This is a genomic window from Halorubrum sp. SD690R (assembly GCF_005435035.1).
Taxonomy (GTDB): Archaea; Halobacteriota; Halobacteria; order Halobacteriales; family Haloferacaceae; genus Halorubrum; species Halorubrum ezzemoulense.
The window spans coordinates 229241-250569 of sequence record NZ_SGTV01000001.1 but is presented as its reverse complement, the minus strand read 5'-3'; the positions used below and the strand labels follow the sequence as shown (position 1 = coordinate 250569).

Here is a 21329-nt window from a genome sequence, read left to right as displayed (position 1 = left end):
GTACAGCTCTCGGCGGGTTCAGAACGTTCCCCGTGGCAGTCGACGTTCGGTCAGTAGTGGGAGCGACTTCTTGGTGAGGTCGTCGACAGTGACGATCCGCACGTCGAGCAATTGCGCTAACTGCTAGGCACTCTCAGTGACGCAGCGCGCGACAGCCAGCACGGGCATTGCTCGCGCGAGGGCAGCCCGGAGTGCGATCGTCTCGACTGCGTCCCGCTGGCCCGGGGTTTGGTGCCAGTCTTTACACTCGACGACGAGGAAATCGTCAGGGTCTCCACGGAACTCGTCCCGCCGTGCGATCATCCCTGAATGAACGTCAGTTTCTCTCGCTCTTCGCTTGGAATCGGGTTCGTATAGGTAATGTCCTCACCCTCACATAGCTCGTTGAAATCATCATCAGTCGTGATCAGGTAGTCAGCACTGTATGCTCGCGCAAGCGCCATAATAAATGAATCATACACGTCGTGGTTCTGTTCAGCACTGATCTCATACGCTTCTAACAGGGTTGTCTCAGTCGCACTAATAATCCGTACTGGGCTCCGAACAAGCGATTGGACTGCGTTTCGGGCCGTTACAGCATCCACCCCGAACTTGTTTGTCATGAGATACTGTGCTCGAAGCGGATAGTAGTCAAAGACCAGCAAGACGTTTGGCCCGTCGAGGGCCTGTTGAATCCACGGATACACATGGTCGTGTGCTGGATGATCTTCGGTGAGTCCGATCGCAAGTATATTCACGTCCGTGAGTACCGTCACTTCTGTCGGAAGTAAGTCAGCCATCAGTGTCGATCACTTATTTATCGGTCCAAAGAGCGTCTCTCCTGCATCGGTTGGCGTCGTGTGCGTCCAGTCATCTCGGCCAGCCGTTGCGAGCTCTAATTTCGAACTCGGCTTGGGGTTGACCTCAAGGACGGAGCCAACAAGTGTCGCTGGGAGCTCATCGTTCGATTCGATTCCTAACTGCTCCCGAACGTCTTTTGGGAGGGTAACGCGCCCTCTATCATCGACCGTGAGCGTCAGTTCCTTTCCGTGGGTTTCATCGACTGATGTGTTTCCCATTTTTTCTCACTTGATACCCACTACTATACTGATATATAAAACTGTTATGCCGCGTGACCGATAGTATTCGGCTCTCCCCACTGGAACCTCTACAGAGTTCGAGGCAGAGTGCCCCGGGGCCTGACCCCGAGGCAGTTCACTCCGTGAATTCGTACTCGCTATCGCGAGCGTTGACGTACGTCGTGTTGCCCTCGCGATCAGGGACGTAACATGGGCCGTAGCCAGCAGTATGGAATACAGGCGCTTCAATGTCAAGGCTGGTTTTCCGATGGAGCAGGAGCGGCAACCGGTCGCGCAGCTCCCGAATGGACGGTTCCCGCCGCGCGTAGAGTGTGTCCCGTGGTGGTCGGCACTTGGTCAACGGTCGGAGGCGATCGTTCCAGAGGTCCTGTTCGGTGACGATCCGGACGTCGAGTAGTTGGGCTAACTGCCACGCGCCCGCGGTCACGTGGCGAGCGATAGCGAGGACAGGCATCGCTCTCGCGAGGGCAGCCCGGAGGGCGATCGCTTCGACGGCATCACGCTGGACGGGTGTCGTGTGCCAGTCTTTACATTCGACGACGAGGAAATCCGTGGGATCACCACGGAACTCGTCGCGGCGCGCGATGACGTCGGTCTCGAGCCCGAAGAGCTGCTCGTTGCGGGCGGTGGTGTACCCCCACTCCTCGAGGGTGTCGGCGACTTCGGTTTCGAACCAGCGGCCGTTGGTTGGATCATGGTCCGGTTCTGCGTCGTCGGGCGTGCCGACGGTGTCGATTTCGTCTGTGAAATCGGTGATATCGTCACTCATCGGTTGGGTCCTCGAGCGTGTCGGCGTCGTCTACCTGCTTGGCTGCCGCTTCGAGCGCTGTTGCGATCGTTTGGGCCTCGCCTGGCGTGAGCACGGTGTAGGTGACCTCGCGATCATCGCCGAAGCTGAGGAGGACACGCGACCCCTCAGTGACGTCAGTGCTGCTGGTGCTGACCTGGATGGTCCCCTCGGTCGCTGTCGGGCGATCGCATCTGATGGCGGTCTCCAGATCGAGTGTTGGGTCGCTCATTGCTGTTCACCCCCACTGGGGAGCGTTGTTTGTGGCGTTGCGACTGCTGTCGTCGGGTGTGGCGTTGATTCCATAGTGTCGGTTGGGTGGTCTCGGGCGTCTGAGAGCTGGTGGGCGTCGCTGTGCGGCTGTCGGCTTGTGTTGGTGGTCGTCATTGGACGGATGGTGAGAGTGGCGTCGCCGCCGGGTTCGGTGGAGATTGAGATCGGTGGACGGCTGTCCCACCGACCGCGATCGTCGCTTCCCGTGCGGTTGGGAGCCGGGGTGTTCGGCCCGGCGGGTGTGGTTAACTGTCGATACGTCACCAGCGGCGGCGCGGACTGGTCGCTGGTTGCCGGGAGCCACGCCGTCACCGGGGGCGTCTTCTGGTGTGGTGTCGGGTCTGTCGTGGCCCACCGGCGGTGGCCCCCTTGCTGGACGGGCGTGACCCGGTCGAGATCGCGAACATCGCTCAGGCGACGGTCATAACTGCTCGCGGAGACGTCTGCCTGCTCGATCAGCTCCGAGCGGCCGAGCGGCTGATCTGCTCTGAGAAGCGTGGCGTACAGCTTCGTGGCTGTCGGCGTGAGACCGGGCCGGAAGCGCTCCGCTGGGAGCGTGGCCGCTGCGCGCTCGACCGCGGCTAGCGTCGGCGTTCGAGACTCGTTCAGCGCTCGCAGCAGGCTCACCACGACGTCGTACGGACACGCCGTGTGGGTGTCCGCCGGGCCGAACGAGCGTAGACACAGCCGCACGAGCCGCTGGCGCTCGCGGGGTGTCCACTGGACGTCATGGGTCATCGCGACCTCGTCGATCACCCGCCGGATGGCGGGGTAGGTCGTCCCGTCGACGACCGGGATTTCGAGTGTCGGTGCGGCTTCGGTGCCGTCGGCGATCGCTTCGCGGACCGTTGTGAGTTCTGCTGAGAGGGCGGTCGTGATCTCAGCGCGGAGTGCCGTGATCGTCGGTCCGGCAACTACCCACGACATGGTGAGATCCATCCTCGCGTCGTGGTCCGTGTCGGCGGGAAGTCGCCGGCACAGCTTTGCGGGCCGGTCTTCGAACAGCATGCGGTAGCCCGAATGGATCCCGTAGACGGACTGTTTGGGCGCGGTTTTGGCGAGGAACGCACAGAGGTTCTGTAGTTGGGTGGTGTTGCGTGCGAGAGCGTCGGTGTCGGGCACTCTCAGCGTGGTCGTGAGGTCGATACCGACCGCGTGATACAGCTGCGTCGCTGACGCGATCAGCCCGTGGAGATCTTTGAGGAGGTCGCTGCGGGCCCCGGTGTCGTCGCTGTGCGTGAGTTCGGCGACCCGTGCGAGGAGGCGGTCTCGAACCGTTGTGATTCGCTCGCGCCACGCGTCGTAGGTGGTTTCGTCGTCGCTGTACCAGCCGACTTGGTGGCCACGGCGGAGGATGCGGGCTGTTGGATACCCCTGGCTGGGCGCATCGATCGCCTCGAACTCCCGGCCGAGTCGGGAGGGAGTGAGGATCGTCGAGAGCGCCTTCTCGCTGAGTAAGGCACCCGCGAGACGTCCCAGGGTGGCTACGGGCCCGCCCCACTGGAGGAAGACGAGGGTTTCATCGTCGGCGTGGCTGAGGTATGCGACGCGGCCGTCGTCGAACGAGCGTGGGTGATCATCGACGAGCGTGACGGCGTCGTCGTGGGCGACGGTGCTGAATCGTTCGTGGCGGGTGGTTGTGGGGTTTTCCGGGTCGGTGAGCCACTGGACGTACTCGGCGTCTCCCTCCGGATCGCCGGTCGTTGCCACCCACTCGTCGGGGGTGGGTGTCTTTTCTTCTTCTCGGCGGGGCGACACTGTACTTGTGAATTGCTGAGGGGTCGCAGTAAGACGCCCATCGAGCCGGCGCTGATCCGGATGGACGAGTTCATACGTGTCGTCGAGACACGCTTGGACGGCCAGCTTGCCGAGGTCGGTGAGCTGGACCGTGTTGTGGTTGCCACGGCGGTCGATAGTGACCAACTCGCGGGCTTCGAGATCGAGGACGTATCGGCTGACTGTCCCCTCGGCGACGTCGATCGCGTGGTCGGTGGTGAGATCCCGGTAGCTCCGGGCGTGTTCGGCGTCGAGGTTCCCGAGGAGCCGGCGTTTCCCGGGTTCGGTGTCGAGGTCGCGGATGGCCTCCCACGCGGTCTCGACAGTTTGGGTGGCGTGGTCGGTGTGGGGGGACCGATCCCGGCTGAGAGTAAGATCGAGGTGACACTCACTCCAGTCCGGGTACCGCTTCGAGAGGTGTCGCTGGACGCTGGGGGAGGCGACGAGTCTAACCTCGAACCCATCGGCGAGGACGGCGATCGCCGCGAGCGCGCGAACGCCCGTGCGGCGGTCCGTGAGGCTGGTCCACGCGTCGCCGTCCAACAGGAGCGTGAGTGTGGTGGGGTGGTCTTCGAGTTCCCGATGGAGTGCGACCGGGCCGTTCGCGAGCGCGCCGAGGTCGGCGTTGACCGGGCCGCGGCCCGTCCCGATGCTGGTGGCGGTGTCGGTGAGATCTGCGTATCGCTGTTGGTGGTACTTGCTGCGTGTACCCGTGGGTTCGTCGCGATAGGTGAGCGCGAGCGCCGTGATCGCGCGGGTGTACGTGACGGCTTCGGCGACGTCGTCGGTCCAGGGGGTGTCCGTATCTTTCCACGCTGGCAGGATTTTATCGAGGAGCTGGGAGCTCGCGTGCCACGGATCGGCGGTGGCGTACTCGCGGACGGTTTGCTCGGTGTGGGGTCGGAGGTCGGCGAGGAGCTCCGGAATCCACTCTGTCAATCGGGGCGAGACCCCTGGACAGGTTATCCCCGCGGTGGAGCGCTCCGTGGCGTGGCTGACGAGTCGGACCCCTCGCTTACGGGCCGCGGGCTGGCGTGTTCGCACAGCCGATCACCTGCTGAGGGTGGACTGGGCGGTCAGATCGGCCAGCATCACTCCGACCCCTCATGTGGTAAGCCACCATCAGAGCGGGCGTGGTCTCGGACCGCCGTGAGCAGTGGGGTTGGCTCCTGGCGTGTCGGTTGGGTTGGCTCTCGTGGTGTCGGGGCGTCCGGGTGGACGTGTGGGTCGGCGGTCGTCGTCGGACTCGTGACGACCGGGGTCGGATCGAGGAGGACGAACGTTGTGCACTGTGTTCGGGTGTTCGAACAGATCCCGATGTGGCCCGTGAGGACGTACTCGCGAACACCGCGGGTGAAGACGGTCGGGTGTTCGTGGCTGTCCGATCCGCACATGATGTAGCCGATCGCGTACGCGGGCTCGCCGGCCGCGCGGTAGGCGTAGGCAGTGATATCGTCGCCGTCGTGGAGGGGGTGCCCGCAGACTTGACAGATTGGGTCCGCGGTGTCGAGTGCGATGCGGGTGAGTTGGGCGAGGGCTGCGGCGTGGGGGTCGTCGGATCGCGTCATTCGCGGCCGCCCTCCGTGTTGGTGTCAGCTTGCCACGCCTGGCGCGCGGCGAGTGCGCGGCGGCCCGACTCGGTGAGTCGGTACTGGGAGTCAGTGGGTTGTTTGGTGACGTAGTCGTGTTCGACGAGCTCCTCGAGGACGGTACAGACGCGGGTGTGGTCGATGCCGTCGGTGTAGTAGTCGATGAGCGCGTGGTGGAGTGGGCCGCTCTCGCTGGGGCCAGTTTGTGAGAGTACCCAGAGGAGGTCGCGGTGGGTGGCTGAGAGATCGGCAAGTGAGACGGTGCGGCTACTCATTGTGGCCCTCTAGGCTGCTCTCGTCGACGCTGCGTGTCGTAGCGCACGTGCGACAGAGTGGGCCGTCGAAGGTAGCGTCGTAGCCGTCGGCTGGGTTGGGACAACGGTGACAGCCGCGGTTGGTACTGTTCGATCCGTCGGTCGTCTCGCAGGGCTTAAGCCCCGCAGTTGCCAGTATCAGCATGGTTCTGTGATCGGGCACAGAACCCGTCCCGGCCGGGTGCTCTAACACCGCGGCCGGGGTTTCTACACTTTCTCACGAGCCGAAGGTTCGTCACTGGGCTCTGTAGCTACTGTTTAGTACTAGTGTTACTTTAATGTACTGGAAGTGTTATAGTCAACTACCCGGACCATTATTAAATATGGGTCCTCCAAAGTAACGTATGAGATATGCTGGTGAATGGATGTCTGCAGCGGACGATCGCATCTTGGAATATCTATCCGAAAATGAATCCGGATCCCCGACGAAAATGAAAAGAGAGGGGCCGATACGATACTCTCGTGTACAGGTCCATCGTCGGTGTAAGATACTGGCTGAGAAGGGCCTTATTAATCACCTCGGAAATGGTGTCTACATGATCACCGAAGACGGCGAGGCATATCTCAAAGGTCGTTTAGACACTGAAGATTGGCAGTATGTTGACGAAGAGACTGATGAAGATACTCTCAATAACTCTCGCGAAACGTGAGGTTGTGTAGTGGTGCTAGCTAACCGACTGGAGTACCGTCTTGACGCGTTCTCCAAGGAGGGGCCAGCGGTGATGCTCCTCAATATACGAAATAGCAGAATTACCCATGTTCTCCCGTTCCTCTGGTGTTGACATGAGATCCTGAATTGTCGATGCGATCTCATCAGAATCATTTGATACAACCGCTCCACCACCTGATTCATTCGTTACGCGACGGATCTCCCTGATATCACTGGCTACGTACGGTGTCCCCACCGCCATACTTTCAAGCAGCTTGTTTGGGCGAGCGTAATCGAGCTGGAGATCATCCTGTAGCGGAACCACGCTCAACGCAGACCGTTGAAGACGAGCCGCTACTTCCGTTCGATCCACGAACCCCGCGAAATGGATCCGGTCTGTGAGTCCTAGTTCCCGGGTGAGTGTTTCCAGTTCGTCTCGACGCTTCCCATCACCAATGAACTCGAGTGTGTACTCGGACGGGAGATGCTGAAACGATTTAATGAATGGTCGGAGCGCGTGTGCGTCTCCCATATTCCCGATATAGAGAACTCGCATTGATTCCGTCTGCTCTGGAGTCGGTGTGAACAGTTCTTTGTCGACACCAAACGGAAGAAGCGTGAACCGTCCCCTCGATACACCGAACTTCTTTACATACGACTGCGCCATCGTCTCTGTAATCACCGTTACAGCGTCTGATTTCGTGATCGCAAGCCATTCCAGCGCCCAAATGTATCGATACGCGAGAGTTCCGGGTTCGACGTATCCCATGTCGGCCGCGTTGTCGAGCCACAGATCAAAAATATCGACGACCCATGAACACCCGAGGAGCTTGCCAATCGCTCCGGGAAGGAAAGTTGTGTGCGGCGCCGAAACAGTGACAATAGTGTCGTAGCGCCAGAAGTTGGCGAGTACATAAAACGAGGCCAACACCGAAAAGACAACGTAGTTCAGGATGCGGCCGAGATTCGATTGGTCCGATCGACTATCAGCCTGCGGTTGATAGGTCCAGAGGCGCGTTACTGGTATCCCCTCAATTGTCTCTCGCTCGATCGGTTGAGAACTCGGTTCGAACTCTCCGTACGGATACGCTGGCGGCGGACACAAGACACGGCACTCGATATCGTCCGGTAGTTCCGCGATAAGCCGCTGCCACCGATGCGCACCCGCCATCGATTCCGGTGGGAAAAAGTGTGAAATAACGAGCGCTCGAGCTGATTCAGTCATGTAGTCGGCAGCGACGGCGTCCGTGATTCACCGAACTGTAACAGCTCAATCTCTCGTTCGTCGAACTCGCTTTGAATCTCGTTGAGTTCACTGACGGTGTCGTCGTGCGGTACGAGCTGAACGACTACGTCTGGTTGTTCCCCATCGAGAACCGACTGAAGATCGTCGTACTCCATCTCCTCGATATGACGGTCATAGTGGACGATGTCATACCCGTCGAGCAACAGCGACTCGACGATTTTCTGTGCCGGACTGTTCCGCTGATCGTCGGTGTTCGGTTTGTACGCCGCACCGAGCGCAACGATCTTCGGGTTGTCGTAGTGCGCGACAGCCCGCCGGATCTTTTTCGCGGTCACGTCCGGCATCTTGTCGTTGATGCGTCGCGCAGTGGTGATGAGATTTGTGTGTTCCGGATCCACTTCGTTAAGAAACCACGGATCGACGGGAAGGCAGTGGCCACCGACCCCAATTCCCGGCTTGAGGATATCGACACGCGGATGCTTGTTTGCGATGTCGATGACGTGGTGCATGTCGACATCCATCTCTTCACCGATGAGTGCGAACTCGTTGGCGAGCGCGACGTTGACATCTCGAAACGTGTTTTCCATCAGCTTACACAGCTCTGCGGAGACGAGGTCGGTGAAATAGATTTCTCCTTCCAGAAACGGCTCGTAGATCTTCGCGGCGCGGCGCGCACTCGCCTCGTCGATGCCGCCGATGACGCGGTCATTAGCGACGATCTCCTCGAAGACGTTGCCCGGGAGGATGCGTTCCGGCGAGTGGGCTAGCTGGACATCAACCCCTGGTTCAAATCCGGCGTCCTCCAGTAGTGGCACGATATGGTTTTCACACGTGAGCGGTGGGATCGTCGATTCGATGTTGATGAGCTCTCCACCCTCGAGGTGCGGAATGATCGACTCGACGGCAGCTTCGACGTAGGAGAGATCCGGGCTCTTCGACGGTTCCTCTAACGGTGTCGGCACGGAGATGACGAACGCGTCGCCGCCTTTCGGCTCTGTACTCGCTTCTAGGTTCGCTTGGACAGCCTCGCTTTCAAGTCGAGACTGGAACTCACCGTCGTTCAGTCTGAGCGACGCGTCGTTGATCGCCTCGACGAGGTTTTCATCGATGTCAACGCCGTACACCTTCGTTCCCTCCTCCGCGAGCACGAGTGCGAGCGGTAGCCCGATGAAGCCCGTACCGATAACGACGACTTCCTCGATGGCAGCGTGCTGCGTGCTCTTACTCGACATCGTAGTAGTCACGCATCCACTCGATCGTTTTCGGAATCCCGTTTTCGAGCGACATCTGGGGGTCGTGATCGAGATCTTGTTTCGCCCGCTCGACGCTCGCCCGCTTGTTCAGCGTGTTGTGTTCCTCAGTGCCGCGGTACTCAACCTTGCTGTCGTCCTTGTCGAGGTAGTCGAGGATCAGGTCCGACAATTCCTTAATGCCGTGATACTCGGTGTTCGCGATGTTGTAGACCTCTCCCGCGATGAAGTTGTCGACGATGTTTGCGAGCGTGGTGACGGTGTCGCCGACGTAGGTGAACGACCGGTGATGGTCTTCGTACACGTGATACGGCTCGTCGTGGAGCGCCCGGTAACAGAACTTCGCGACGACGCTGCGGTACTCGCTGTACTTCTCGCCCGGGCCGTACGTGTTGAACAGGCGGACTCGGACGGTCTCTGTCCCGTGTCGGTCCGCCGAGTTCATGATCTGCTGTTCGTTCACCCACTTCGAGATGGCGTAGTCGTTGAGCTGTCGAATGCTCTTTTCGTGGGGAACGGACTCCTCCATCACGCCGTCGTAATCCCCGTACACCTCACTGCTGGAGGAGAAGATCATCTTGAACCCGTGTTCCTGCTGAAGCCGAAGCATGTGCTTCGTCCCAGTGGCGTTCGACCGCCACATCGTCTCGTAGAAGTTCTCGCCGTTCATCCGGCCGAACTCGGCGGCGAGGTGATAGACGAAGTCGAACTCGCGGTCCTCGAATATCCGGGCTAACTGCCGGTATTCGCCGACGTCGCATCGATAGTACTTCTCGCGTTCCGACCACGGGAGGTCCGCGACCCAGACGTCGTGGCCGCGCGCTTCGAGCTCGTCGACGAGCGGGGACCCGACACTTCCCAAGCCACCGGTAACCAGAATTGTCGCCATTATCGGCGACGACGCGGCGGGCGTACGACTATCTTTTGTTTTCCGTGTAAGATGACAGGACGATATCGAGGATCCGTTCCGCGGCGTTCCCGTCACCGAACGGAGCGTCCCAGTCCGTCGGTTTACTCAATTGTGTTCGGGCTCCTTCGACAATATCACTTGGTGTCGTGCCGACGACGGTGTTTGCCCCGACTGAGACCGTCTCGGGGCGCTCGGTCGAATCCCGAACCGTGACACACGGTGTTTGGAGGATACACGTCTCCTCCTGGACGCCGCCCGAATCGGTGACGACGAGGGATGCCGTATCCTCGAGTCGTAAGAAGTCGAGGAAATCGAGCGGTTCGATGAGTCGAATTGTGTCTGGGACAGTAACATCGAATTCCTCTATCCGTTCGCGAGTTCGCGGATGGATCGGGTAGACGACCGGTTGATCGAGTTCCGACGCGATGCGATCGATTCCGGTGAGGATACTGACGAGTCGATCGCGATCGTCGACGTTCTCGGCCCGGTGCGCCGTCATGAGGATGAACCCGCCAATAGCGAGATCACACTCGTTTAGAACGGTACTCTTCTCAGCAGCGAGGGATCGATTCGCCTCGACCGCATCCACGATGGTGTTTCCCGTCACGTGAATACGCGATTCATCGATCCCTTCGTCTCTGAGCAAGTCGGCGCTCTCCTCCGTCGGGGCGAACAGATGATCGCCAGCGTGATCGGTGAGAATCCGGTTGATCTCCTCGGGCATCCCGCGATCGAAGCTCCGGAGCCCCGCTTCGATGTGTCCGAGTTCCGCATCGAGTTTGCTCGTTGCGATCGCACCAGCGAGAACGGAGTTGGTATCGCCTTGTACTAAGACGACGTCGATGCTCTCGTCAATAACGGTTTCTTCGATCCCCGTCAGCATCTCGGCCGTTTGCTCACCGTGAGTGCCCGATCCGACGCCGAGATGATAATCGGGTTCCGGGAGGCCTAAGCGTTCGAAAAAGACGCTATCGAGTTCGTCGGAGTAGTGTTGTCCGGTATGAACTAGCGTATACGGAACGTCACGCCGGTCACAGACGCGGAGAATCGGTGACAGTTTAATAATCTCCGGTCGCGTTCCGAGGACGATCGCAATTCGTGTATCGCTCACTAGCTCTCTCATCGGAGACGGAGAACAAATCCCTTGTCGTTCAGGTTTCCTCGACGAGAGAGCGATAGAGCCCTTCGTGGCGGTCGACGCAGGCCTCTAAAGAAAACATGGATTCGACGCGTTCACGCCCATTCGCCGCCCGACGACGACACTCCTCGGGGTCGTCGAGTGCCGCTGCGATCGCCTGTGCGAGTGCGTCGCTGTCTTTGGGAGGTACAATCCACCCATGGTCGCTGTCCGGTATCTGCTCAGGAACGCCGCCAACATCGGTTGCGACGACAGGGCACTCCATCGCCATCGCTTCGAGAACGACTATCGGGCACGCCTCCGCGATAGACGGGAGGACAAATATATCAAACAGCGACAATAGTTCTGGGATCTCCGATCGGAAGCCGACGAACTCAATTGTGTCCTCAAGATCGAGTTTAGCACGAAGATCACGAAGTTCTTCAAAGTACTGCTCACGTGAATCAAGTTGAGCACCGACGACGGGAACGACGACCTCCCGATCATCGCTGACGAGTTCCGCGATTGCTTGAAGAAGGTACTTATGACCTTTAATCGGGTTGATGTTACCAACTGTCCCGACGACTGGAATATTCGGGCGCAACCCAAGCTCCGACCGTAGTGATGCCTCGTCAGGATTGATCTGCTCGGGATCAAACTGATCGACATCTACCGGGGCGTATATCGTCTGAGAAGCCGTTTTTGAATCAAAATAGTAATCGTGGACAGCGTCTGCTGCGACAACGATTTTATCTGCCCACTGTTCCCCCATATTGGCCGAAATTTGCTTAACCGGCGATGGTGTAAGCGTATCGTTGAAATGCCATGCTACTGGAGTTTCAGTTCTTGTAGCTGCAAGTATTGTTTGAAAATTAACGACCATATTTGCGTGAACAGCGTCAATATTATGTTCTCTAATGAGCGCAGAGATTTGCTGAACTGTCGGAATAAAATCTGCGAAGAATCGAATGTTACCCCGCAAATTCGCAGGTGGTCGAAGTCGTGAGAGAGTGATTTGATGAGTTTCGAACTCCATGTTCGTCGCTGTGTCGGCGAAGTTATTATCTCCGGTTGGTATCAAAAATACTGTTTCAATCCCACGGTCTCTGAGTCGGTGTGCGACATCGAGAGAACGGCGCTGTGGTCCACCCATCCGCGGATCTGTGAATGTGGATAATACTTTGAGATCTAATTCAGTCATATATTGTTATCAATTGTAGTCTAGTTTCTAGTCTAGGGTAATATTTCTTTAGAATGGCTTCGATAAACGGTGGCTTCCAGAATTAGTGATTAGACCTGTATGAAATATTATTATATATCAAACCCCGTTCATAACATCTGATTCATTTATTAAAAGTGACTTCATTATACGTTCAATATTCGTGAGAAAAATATACAGAAACACAGTTACTACAAATCCTAGAAAAAAGTCTGCCCAATTAAGTGGAGTATACCACATAGCTCGAAAACAACCAGCAACAAACACTGCTGCGATACCTGTTTTTATATTGGTTCGAGAGCTCAAGAGCTGCCTTTGTGCCCACCATGTGACGAGACCTAGCGTCACTGCCCCAACGAGAATCCCGATCATCCCAAAGTTCGCATAAAATACGTTAAAATATGCTCCGCCATTATAATACGGATACATGGCACGATAAGATTCAAACAATGGAATACGTTGAATTCCTATTACTGAGTAAAATACACCCGGTATCGCTTGAATTGGGTAGTATAAAAAGGACCTTCCAAGCAGATAGGATACTTCATCTCCAGCGAGATCGACCGTCACCAAAAATGTTCCAAACACATTGTGTGCACTGCCTGGTAGTCTGAGGTAGGAAGTATTCCCATTCATTCCAATAAATATATTGAGTAAGTCCCCAATATCTGCCGTGCTTGAACGAATTTGTCCAATTAGGGTAGACATGATTCCGAGTAGAGCAAATGATATAATAGATATTATTTTCATTTTGTTATCTGACTCCGATACGTTGTAATACCAATCCATGAAAGTGACAACAAGTACACCGAGGCTTTCAATACGGCGTGAATGAAGAAGCAACCAAGCCGCTCCGATTGCTGTAACTAAAAGAAAACTACGGTAGTAGCGTGAATTTGATTCGCGAGCGACTAAGTACAATACTACCCAAGATCCCAAGTACAAGGACCCAGCGAAACTCGCCCACGAATACGAGTTATTCAGTATTGTTGCGTAACTTGCCGTTAATATTGTTGGTCCTGGGGTAGTCAAATATGCCGAGACAAGATTGACTCCGGATATTCCTATGAATGATAGTGTCTGTGGATAAAAATAGATTAACTTTCTACCGTCTCGTTTTGTGTTCATATTATTAAGAGTAAATAAGACCGCTGTAAATGCCGAACAAAATATGGCAACAAAAAACAAGGTTCTCCGAATCAATTCTGAACTCTCATAACCTATTGCTTTAATTGTGAGATTTGGTACTTGTATGATGTATTTGGCTAAGAACGGTGTTAAACCTGGAAATACCATAAGAAGTTGAAAAAGCGAAGCTGGTGATACCATACCAAATCGACGCATAACAACTGCTTGAGAACAAATCAGAATAGTAGTACTAAAAATAATAGATGGATAACTCAAACCTGTACTAATGCGGAATAAGACATACAAAAAGAATCCAATTAGAAAACTTACAGAGATAATGACCTCATCTCGATTGATTTTCACAAACATATTACGTCGTGAATTCTTTTCCATTCTTACTGATATCGAGGGTTAGTCTCAAAAGTAAAAAGTATACTGTTATCTTTTGTATAGCTAACTATGTCTTTATTGAGTATTTTGAAGAAAACTAAATTGTTATATTTTCGCGGTTCTATATAATTCAAATAACTAAATCTGTATACGGTTATATTTCTCGCATGAGTATCAAAAATAGTTCTGAGCATATCTGAGTTATTTAAAACTGTATACAAAATATATCAAAATGATTGAAACTTTTTGAGTATTTGGCGGCTCAATAGAGGTGGAAACAGACAAAGCAATAGAAAAATAATCGTCCGTACGGAGAGCGGATCATTTCTGATTACTGGAGTGATCTCGCGAATGGCAGCCATCCACGAATTCTGTTTGATACAAATCTCCGCAGATTGCCGATTGTATATCGCCTTCTCTTTCGCATTCAAATAGCCATACACACTTCTTATCCCCTGATTCTGGATTATTTCGCGATATTCCTCTTTCTTGTCTGGCTCAGCTCTTGCGACGAGTCCATACAAAACTCGCTGTTGGCGCTGTTCAATCGAGATGTATCCCTCTTCCCGTTTGAGACAGTATAATACAGATTGTATTGATCCAAGTCTATACCCCGCTCGATCCAATCGAACCCACAGATCGTAGTCTTGCGAATTTTTGAATAGCGGATTATACCCACCAACGTCTTCCACCGCCTCCCGGCGCATCATAACTGACCCGTGAACAAATGGATTCTGTTCTTGAATACCCGAAGGCGGATCTTGAGGCGGATAGATCGTACCTGTCGTATTCCCCTCTCCATCGACTACGTCAGCAGCTGTTCCAGTAATGTCTACTGAGGGATTTTCCTTCATGTACCGATACTGCTCTTCGATCCGATTTGGTAAAGATCGATCGTCCGCGTCCTGCCTCGCAATATACGGCTTACCTGTCGCCTCAATTGCCGTATTTAACGCGGTAGGTAATCCCTTGTTCGTCTCGTGAGTTAGGACTTGTACCGTAGAGTACTGACGTTCGTATTCACTCAAAATCTCCGCTGTATTATCAGTTGATCCGTCATTCACTAAGAGGATCTCTGTGGGCCTAGTCGTCTGCTCAATCAATGAATTAATTGCGGGACGGACTTCCTCTTCGCCATTATACACAGGGAGAATGACTGCCACCTTAGCCTCATTGAGAACTGAACTCATTGATCTACTTGAGTTCTAACTGTGAGTCCTACTATTCACTACGATTCCTAACCCGTTTTTTCCCAAATACGATTTGATCGCTCCACAATTTATTATTATCTTTTGTACGGCCTTGATAACCGTTCTCCTCCAATATCTCTTTAATTTCGGTAACTGTACTCTGACCATCCCGTTCCGCTGACGCATCAACTGCGATCTTTTCAATATCCATATTACCATCTAAAGCCCCGTTTAGTATCTCTGGTTCCACACCTTCTGCTTCAATTTTGAGATAATCTATCTTACTGAAATCTAAGCTGCGTACAATATTCGGAATCGTATCTGCTTGAACTTCAAAATAGTCACCTATATCTCCGCTATCTGGATCCAAAATTGAATTTTCATTTAAAAACGAGGACTGATTAATTCTTACCGTCTCCTCTCGTCCCCAGGCTGCTTTCGGCACAGCCACCACATTTTCAGATGATGACACGTTTTCCGATAAGACACTACTTATCGCTTCATTGGGTTCAACTGCAATGACGTTCCTTGCACGTTTAGAGGCAAACAGAGTGAACCCGCCGACATAGGCGCCTACATCTACTACGAGATCGCCCTTCTCGACCTCAACAAAATCCTCAAAAGTGTATAACTCTTCCATTAGATCGATATGTTTTTTTGAACCGTGACGAGTACCGTACACAAGGGTTGAAAGAGTTGGTAGCTTTCTTTTTAGTTTTAACCTAGGAACGGATACTATATTCCATACGTTGTTAGATGGATAGGCAAGACAGTGTTCGTCTAGCAATAGATGGAATTCGTGTAGAAGTAAGATTGGTATATGCGTCAAATTTTGATAAGGAATACTCTCTAGCTCTAATATAATCGCGCTAAGCAAATGAAGTAGTCCTTCTTCTCTTAGTATCCGGAATGAACTCGATATTTTCTGAACGACGGATCGCATCTGGAAAAACTACGTAGTGCGACAGTAATAATGTGCCGAAATTTTTTATTCATCTGAATCCCAGTAGATTCACATCTTGCTCACAATTTAGAATTTATTTCCTATAATTGTACTTAATTAGTACTATCTTATCAAATACTGTGCTATTTTATATCCAACCTTTGAGTCGATTCTTTCCGCAATTTCACGTTCCTTATCAGTAAATGAATTGGTTAATCGTAAGCAAGCTAAGTTAGTTGTAATGATGATTATTGGTAGCAACAGTGCTAACAAAAGCCCTGAAATTATTGATGAAACAATATATCCCACAAAACTTGTTAGGAACATAGACGCACTGATTCTCATTTGAGTTCGAGTAATTGGTTGTATACCACGATAATAGTATAATTCGCATATCCCAACTAAACTTCCAATAACACTAGCAACTAATGTTCCGAGAGCTGCTCCTACTATACCAAACATCGGAATAAATAAGATATTGAGTAGTGTGTTCAAGATTAGAATTAGTGCTGAATTGATAAAAACAAATTGGGTGTATCCAATTCCTTCTAGTGTTTTAATTTGGGGTCCAATCGCAGCCAATAATAGTAACCGAATTGAAAGAATAGTTACGACAGATCCGGCAGCAGCATATTCTTCTGTAAAAAAGAGGGACAGATATACATCCGGAGCAATGATCAGTGTTATCGCTGGTGGTATAATCAAAAGAAGTCTCCAACGAGTAATTAACCGATAGAAGAACTCTAATTCTGAATTATCATTACGGTTTTCCGCGACAATTGGTTTATGAATACGACGTAGCGAACTGAGAAAGATAACTAGTGTTGAAGCAAGAGCAAATGCAACATTGTATGCTCCTACATCAGCTGAAGGTAAAAAATAACCAATCGCAAACAGATCTATTTGCCCAATACCGGCGTATATCATTCCTGAAAATATTAACGGCCACGAATACGTGACTAATGACTTGTATGATGTGGATTTACCGATAGAGCCAATAATTTCTGAAATTGATCCTCGTATAAAATATGCCGATATTATTACTGTAAGGACTAATGAAATAATGAATCCACCAATCAGTGCTATCAAATCCTCCAGAATGAAATAGAGTATAATTGTGAATATTATTTTTCCAGCCGGACGAAGTATCTTTTCAGTATATACTCGATATTTTAAATTTTTTATACTATCAAACACTGCTAAGAAGATCCGGAAAATTCCTAGGAGCGGAAGAGTAACGGACAGGAGGTACAAAGCGATCTTGAGTCGAGGTTCATCAAAAAAGTCACTAAGGAAGGGGGCTGACCATACAATAAGGGAAGAACCGAGAACTGTTGTTGTCGTCCCAAGAGTTATTCCCTTAAATAATACTGACTTTGCGTGGCCATATCTATTTTCTTTGATGTGAATTGGAATGAAATAGTTAATAGCATTTGCGATGTTTAAATCAAATACTTGATATGAAAATAATATAATGCTAGTAGCTAATGTGAATTGGCCATATGTAGTCTGAGTTATTAGTCTGGTGATTATCATAAGAAAGGCAAATCGAAGAAGATTATCGATAATACTACCAAAGAGGGTAATTCCTCCCTCTCTTGCTATAGTAACAATAGATGAATTATCTCCCATTTGTTTTATATATCCCCCATTCTATCAATAAGTTTTTTAATTCTCCATATATTCTTTTGTAGTGTGTTCTTATCTGTCTCAATCTGGTCAAACAACTCTTGGGTGTTCTTCTTAACAGAATCGGTTCTTCGATCAACCTCGCTGCCGGTTCTAACTCCTAAGGCGGTCCGAATTATACATCGATGTGATGGATTTTGAATATATTCTCTGACTCCAACACTATTATTTTGTGGTGGGATATTCATCAGTCTCCTTGTCGCCTTATCCATTGCTCGTATGGGATCATTAATGAAGGTAGTAATAGCCCCTAGACCATAGTTAGATAACTGGCGGTGGTATATTTTATTAAACTGTCTCATCGAAACCTCTTGCCAGTATTTTTTATAAACACTATTGTCTGATATTATATTAGATGATTCCAGTAAATAATTGACCTTATCTGAGGTTTTCTCAGGGGAAATAGTCTCTACTTGTCCATCTACTGTGTTCACCAAAATCACACGTATTTCTGACAAACTTTCTTTTTCAATGTCGCATTCAACAATATAGCTCCAATGAGTGCTCGGACGAGATGATCGATACATAGCAAAATTACCAAGGCTGTAAAATATAGGAGTATCAGAGTGGCACTCCCAACCTTGAGGGGTATGAGGATGATGGCCAATTATGAGATCAAACCCAAGCTCAGCACAATCACGTAAAAATATGCGCCAAGATCGCGGTGGAATTGGGATATATTCTGCGCCTCCATGAGCTACGAGTACCGAAACATCATAATCCTCAATATCTTTCTGTATTTGACTAACGAACGTTGTGTCATATGCCCACGCAACCCCAGAATCCTCTTTAGTTACAATCTGCTCTTGGTGTTCACTTAATCCAAACACGCCAACTTTGGTCCCATTACTTGTGAAGACATACGGCTCATATGCTGAACTAATATTACCACCTGCTCCAAAGTGTCTAACATCAAACCTCCGCAGACAATTCTGAGTTTGTAATAATCCAGAAGGACCATAATCCATCACATGATTATTTGCGAGGGAGACAGCATCAAATCCGCTATCTTGGATAGTTTCAATCATAGATCTCTCAACACTCAAATTTGGTCCATGTTTTATGATGGGATCCCCACCATCAAGTGAACCTTCAAAATTTGTGATAGAACGTCCAGCGTTTTCTATTCGTTCTCTTAAAGTACCGGTAATCGGATTTGAATTCCAGTATTCGCTATTTATATTGAAATCTCCTGTGAACAGAAGGTCCCCGAAATTTGACGCTGACAACGGTTCGTTAAATATAGGTGTATCCATATGACAATCGCTAAATGTTTTTGGACCCTCACAAGTCATATTTATCCTGACTAGTTCCTGTCCTTAGTGTAAGTTCTATTGAAGCAAGGATTCGGAGTTCCATACTGTTATCTTGACCTTGCTGATGACGTTCCCAAATATCCAAGATGTCGATCCAGTCAATTCTATCTCGATCACATAGGTCTGTCAGTAGCTTGCGAATCGTCTCATGTAGATCGGTATCTTTTCGAATCTTCTTCTCGAAATTCACAAATTTGTTTTTGGGATGTGCTGTATTCTGTCCAATTTTATTAACAGCTCTATGCCTAATTGCTTGATAAATACGGGCTACTCCTTTTCGAACTACTGAGCTAGTAAGGGGTTGCCCATGAGCACTATCGCCAGGAAGAGCAAACAACTTCGGATAGGAATCAACCAAGATGTCGTGATACAACCTTGCATTAAGGCGGAATTTCGTTGGAACGTTCAAAATAAATTTAAGCCAGTGACGGTTAAGTAATGGGAATTGGCACTTGTGTCCCGGTGGTGATACAACCGGTCCTATAAATGACGGTTGGCGAGTGGACATATCGATCTGATATTCGTATTCTAACTCGGATGGATCAAGTAATGGCTTCTCAGGAAGAGCGGCGCGCGGAGAGTATCCATTGGGGGCAAGGTCTGTCGTTTTGTTCCGACGAATGAACCAGTCTTGCCCATCTGACCACGTAGCAGCAATTGGTTTACTCAATTGAGGCCCTGCTGCGAGACCAAAGAAACCACTCCAAACCGTATGTTCCCTATCTGCGAACGGCTCTAAACTCTTTGCGACGGGATATCCCTCGAAAAACCGCATCGGTACGTCACAACGAGACACGTAGTCCTCAATTGAATTTAGTGACCAATCAATCTCATTCAGATTGATAGACACATGTTCAACTCCTACATGAGCTGCTATCTCCTTTCCCAAATCAAAATCCCACGAGCCAGGAACACCGTACGAAAGCGCAGTGATGTTCTCCATCGGAACCCGATCATCAGCGGTGAGTGCTCCTAAGACAAATCGTGAGTCCCATCCAGAACTGATCGGAACGACGTGGAGTGTATCATCTGGTGTTGAATCTAAACAGTCATCCACGGCAGCGTGAATAGCGCGTTTGCCTTGTTCGATGAGTTCCTGATGCGCACCAGAGATCGTCTCCGAACTCACAGAATCGACGACGGCGTCCGGCAATCTCGGGCGTTCTGGAGGTACGAACGAGTAAAACAAATAGTCGTGTATTTGTTTCTGTGACAGCATTATATACCCCGATTTGGAGCACTTGCCTTATTTAGTGTTGCGCTTGGATGGGAGAGGTACAATTAGAGTTCTCATACTGGACTGGTGTTTGTCTTCTTGCTCTCAACAATCTATCTGTGAAATCATACTGACAAACAAGGTTTATAATATTGTCTCAATCATCTAATCCCTATATGACCGAAAAAACCACGCCAGACGATCCGTCTGATCGGAATACAATCTCAGATGATATTAGGAATGAACCTCCGAATTTGGATCCGGAAGACGATCTTAGCGCTACTTTCCTATCTATCGAACCATCTGAAGGAGCACCGTTTTCGGAAATAAACAATGATCCTATCCTTCGAGAGATTGGAGATACACCATTAGTTCCCCACCCTGAAAACGAGCAGATCGTCTGTAAGATGGAGCGACAAAATCCCACGCTATCTCATAAGGACCGTCTCGGTGCTGGGATGATTCTCGGCCTACGCCAAAAAGGCGAACTTGAGGAAGGACAAGCTGTGGTTGAAGCGAGCTCAGGAAATACGGCGGGAGCGGTGGCACTAGCCGCGAATCGTCTCGGCCATCCGTGTACTATCGTCATGCGAGAGACGACTAGTCCGGTTAAAAGCGGATTCGTTCGTGCCCTCGGTGCGGAGGTAGTGACCGCACCTGATGTCGATCACGATCACGATTTCTACTATCAGAAGGTGGCAGAGACGTACGCTGAAGAACACGACGCAGTGTATCTCAATCAGTACGAACGTGAACTCAACCGCCACGTTCACTACGAGTGGACAGGACCTGAATTGTACGAGCAAATCAAAGGTGAAGGTGTTACTCACATTGTTGGGGCGATGAGTACCTGTGGATTCTTGACAGGGGTAGCTGAGTACATTAAAGAAATCGAACCTAGCATAAAGATCGTTGGAGCCGATGGTGAAGAGTCAAATATTTCTCGTATGTTCTACGGGGAAGAGGAAGGAAACTATGACGTTGACATTGAAGGGCTCGGACAGTGGCGAGTAACAGAGACGGCGAACTTCGATGTCATCGATGATGTTCGTTCTGTCTCAGATTCGATTGCAGTGAGCCGAGCAAAACACGAAGCAGCTGATAACGGATTATTAATGGGGTTGAGTTCTGGTGCTGCTATGGAAGTGGCTCAGTCTATCACGCAGGAAGACGACGATACAAAGGTGGTCTCTATCATTCACGACGGCGCAGAACAATATTTCCACGAAGTTGAAGACTGGTAGAGAG

General features: G+C 51.3%; 20 protein-coding genes. 2 read left to right on the top strand and 18 right to left on the bottom strand.

What is annotated here, in order from left to right:
* Positions 1-299 precede the first annotated feature (299 nt).
* The 7 genes from EXE41_RS01300 to EXE41_RS01270 all read right to left on the bottom strand — a co-directional run bounded on the left by EXE41_RS01300 (position 300) and on the right by EXE41_RS01270 (position 5779).
* Positions 300-779, bottom strand: a complete 480-nt coding sequence (locus EXE41_RS01300; RefSeq protein ID WP_086215489.1) for a PIN domain-containing protein — start codon at positions 777-779, stop codon at positions 300-302.
* A gap of 9 nt (positions 780-788) precedes the next feature.
* Positions 789-1058, bottom strand: a complete 270-nt coding sequence (locus EXE41_RS01295; RefSeq protein ID WP_086215490.1) for an AbrB/MazE/SpoVT family DNA-binding domain-containing protein — start codon at positions 1056-1058, stop codon at positions 789-791.
* 136 nt (positions 1059-1194) lie between these two features.
* A complete protein-coding gene (locus tag EXE41_RS01290; protein ID WP_137690097.1) occupies positions 1195-1848 on the bottom strand; it encodes a restriction endonuclease in 654 nt (217 codons plus the stop codon).
* A complete protein-coding gene (locus EXE41_RS01285; RefSeq protein WP_137690096.1) occupies positions 1841-2098 on the bottom strand; it encodes a hypothetical protein in 258 nt (85 codons plus the stop codon). The genes EXE41_RS01290 and EXE41_RS01285 overlap by 8 nt, the downstream gene beginning before the upstream one ends.
* Positions 2095-4959, bottom strand: coding sequence for a plasmid replication protein RepH (locus tag EXE41_RS01280; protein WP_137690095.1), 2865 nt, complete (start codon positions 4957-4959; stop codon positions 2095-2097). The genes EXE41_RS01285 and EXE41_RS01280 overlap by 4 nt, the downstream gene beginning before the upstream one ends.
* A 47-nt stretch (positions 4960-5006) precedes the next feature.
* Positions 5007-5483 (bottom strand): hypothetical protein, encoded by a 477-nt coding sequence (locus tag EXE41_RS01275; protein WP_137690094.1) that lies wholly within the window; start codon positions 5481-5483, stop codon positions 5007-5009.
* On the bottom strand, positions 5480-5779 hold the full coding sequence (locus tag EXE41_RS01270) for a PadR family transcriptional regulator (protein ID WP_137690093.1): 300 nt from the start codon (positions 5777-5779) through the stop codon (positions 5480-5482). The genes EXE41_RS01275 and EXE41_RS01270 overlap by 4 nt, the downstream gene beginning before the upstream one ends.
* A gap of 383 nt (positions 5780-6162) precedes the next feature.
* Between EXE41_RS01270 and EXE41_RS01265 the strand changes: the two genes are divergently transcribed.
* Positions 6163-6468 (top strand): MarR family transcriptional regulator, encoded by a 306-nt coding sequence (locus EXE41_RS01265; RefSeq protein ID WP_137690092.1) that lies wholly within the window; start codon positions 6163-6165, stop codon positions 6466-6468.
* 15 nt (positions 6469-6483) lie between these two features.
* Here EXE41_RS01265 and EXE41_RS01260 read toward each other — a convergent pair whose 3' ends face one another.
* The 11 genes from EXE41_RS01260 to EXE41_RS01210 all read right to left on the bottom strand — a co-directional run bounded on the left by EXE41_RS01260 (position 6484) and on the right by EXE41_RS01210 (position 19994).
* Entirely contained in the window at positions 6484-7638 is a 1155-nt protein-coding gene (locus EXE41_RS01260; RefSeq protein WP_158294382.1) for a glycosyltransferase family 4 protein, read from the bottom strand.
* Positions 7639-7688: 50 nt separating this feature from the next.
* The gene (locus EXE41_RS01255; RefSeq protein ID WP_137690090.1) at positions 7689-8945 is read right to left on the bottom strand and encodes a nucleotide sugar dehydrogenase; all 1257 of its coding nucleotides are present in this window, start codon (positions 8943-8945) and stop codon (positions 7689-7691) included.
* Entirely contained in the window at positions 8935-9852 is a 918-nt protein-coding gene (locus EXE41_RS01250) for an NAD(P)-dependent oxidoreductase (RefSeq protein ID WP_137690089.1), read from the bottom strand. Before EXE41_RS01250 ends, EXE41_RS01255 begins: the two co-directional genes overlap by 11 nt.
* Before the next feature lie 28 nt (positions 9853-9880).
* Entirely contained in the window at positions 9881-10984 is a 1104-nt protein-coding gene (gene wecB, locus EXE41_RS01245) for a non-hydrolyzing UDP-N-acetylglucosamine 2-epimerase (RefSeq protein ID WP_137690088.1), read from the bottom strand.
* 40 nt (positions 10985-11024) lie between these two features.
* Complete coding sequence (locus EXE41_RS01240; RefSeq protein WP_241987179.1) at positions 11025-12143, bottom strand: glycosyltransferase family 4 protein; 1119 nt, start codon at positions 12141-12143, stop codon at positions 11025-11027.
* Between the two features lie 165 nt (positions 12144-12308).
* Positions 12309-13730 (bottom strand): hypothetical protein, encoded by a 1422-nt coding sequence (locus EXE41_RS01235; RefSeq protein ID WP_137690086.1) that lies wholly within the window; start codon positions 13728-13730, stop codon positions 12309-12311.
* 224 nt (positions 13731-13954) lie between these two features.
* A complete protein-coding gene (locus EXE41_RS01230) occupies positions 13955-14890 on the bottom strand; it encodes a glycosyltransferase (RefSeq protein WP_206750858.1) in 936 nt (311 codons plus the stop codon).
* A 58-nt stretch (positions 14891-14948) separates the two neighbouring features.
* The gene (locus EXE41_RS01225; RefSeq protein ID WP_158294381.1) at positions 14949-15704 is read right to left on the bottom strand and encodes an FkbM family methyltransferase; all 756 of its coding nucleotides are present in this window, start codon (positions 15702-15704) and stop codon (positions 14949-14951) included.
* A 279-nt stretch (positions 15705-15983) separates the two neighbouring features.
* Positions 15984-17492, bottom strand: coding sequence for an oligosaccharide flippase family protein (locus tag EXE41_RS01220; RefSeq protein WP_137690083.1), 1509 nt, complete (start codon positions 17490-17492; stop codon positions 15984-15986).
* Positions 17493-17497: 5 nt separating this feature from the next.
* A complete protein-coding gene (locus tag EXE41_RS01215; protein WP_137690082.1) occupies positions 17498-18844 on the bottom strand; it encodes a CapA family protein in 1347 nt (448 codons plus the stop codon).
* A complete protein-coding gene (locus EXE41_RS01210; RefSeq protein ID WP_137690081.1) occupies positions 18834-19994 on the bottom strand; it encodes a hypothetical protein in 1161 nt (386 codons plus the stop codon). Before EXE41_RS01210 ends, EXE41_RS01215 begins: the two co-directional genes overlap by 11 nt.
* A 263-nt stretch (positions 19995-20257) precedes the next feature.
* Here EXE41_RS01210 and EXE41_RS01205 point away from each other — a divergent pair, with 263 nt between their 5' ends.
* Entirely contained in the window at positions 20258-21325 is a 1068-nt protein-coding gene (locus EXE41_RS01205) for a PLP-dependent cysteine synthase family protein (RefSeq protein WP_137690080.1), read from the top strand.
* Positions 21326-21329 lie beyond the last annotated feature (4 nt).

What these genes read in the sequence shown, in the direction of transcription:
- EXE41_RS01275 (WP_137690094.1), bottom strand. Translation starts at nt 5,483, where the DNA reads ATGACGCGATCCGACGACCCCCACGCCGCAGCCCTCGCCCAACTCACC.
- EXE41_RS01255 (WP_137690090.1), bottom strand. Translation starts at nt 8,945, where the DNA reads ATGTCGAGTAAGAGCACGCAGCACGCTGCCATCGAGGAAGTCGTCGTT.
- EXE41_RS01205 (WP_137690080.1), top strand. Translation starts at nt 20,258, where the DNA reads ATGACCGAAAAAACCACGCCAGACGATCCGTCTGATCGGAATACAATC.
- EXE41_RS01235 (WP_137690086.1), bottom strand. Translation starts at nt 13,730, where the DNA reads ATGGAAAAGAATTCACGACGTAATATGTTTGTGAAAATCAATCGAGAT.
- EXE41_RS01250 (WP_137690089.1), bottom strand. Translation starts at nt 9,852, where the DNA reads ATGGCGACAATTCTGGTTACCGGTGGCTTGGGAAGTGTCGGGTCCCCG.
- EXE41_RS01290 (WP_137690097.1), bottom strand. Translation starts at nt 1,848, where the DNA reads ATGAGTGACGATATCACCGATTTCACAGACGAAATCGACACCGTCGGC.
- EXE41_RS01300 (WP_086215489.1), bottom strand. Translation starts at nt 779, where the DNA reads ATGGCTGACTTACTTCCGACAGAAGTGACGGTACTCACGGACGTGAAT.
- EXE41_RS01240 (WP_241987179.1), bottom strand. Translation starts at nt 12,143, where the DNA reads ATGGGTGGACCACAGCGCCGTTCTCTCGATGTCGCACACCGACTCAGA.
- EXE41_RS01295 (WP_086215490.1), bottom strand. Translation starts at nt 1,058, where the DNA reads ATGGGAAACACATCAGTCGATGAAACCCACGGAAAGGAACTGACGCTC.
- EXE41_RS01270 (WP_137690093.1), bottom strand. Translation starts at nt 5,779, where the DNA reads ATGAGTAGCCGCACCGTCTCACTTGCCGATCTCTCAGCCACCCACCGC.
- EXE41_RS01285 (WP_137690096.1), bottom strand. Translation starts at nt 2,098, where the DNA reads ATGAGCGACCCAACACTCGATCTGGAGACCGCCATCAGATGCGATCGC.
- EXE41_RS01260 (WP_158294382.1), bottom strand. Translation starts at nt 7,638, where the DNA reads ATGGCGGGTGCGCATCGGTGGCAGCGGCTTATCGCGGAACTACCGGAC.
- EXE41_RS01220 (WP_137690083.1), bottom strand. Translation starts at nt 17,492, where the DNA reads ATGGGAGATAATTCATCTATTGTTACTATAGCAAGAGAGGGAGGAATT.
- EXE41_RS01265 (WP_137690092.1), top strand. Translation starts at nt 6,163, where the DNA reads ATGAGATATGCTGGTGAATGGATGTCTGCAGCGGACGATCGCATCTTG.
- EXE41_RS01215 (WP_137690082.1), bottom strand. Translation starts at nt 18,844, where the DNA reads ATGACTTGTGAGGGTCCAAAAACATTTAGCGATTGTCATATGGATACA.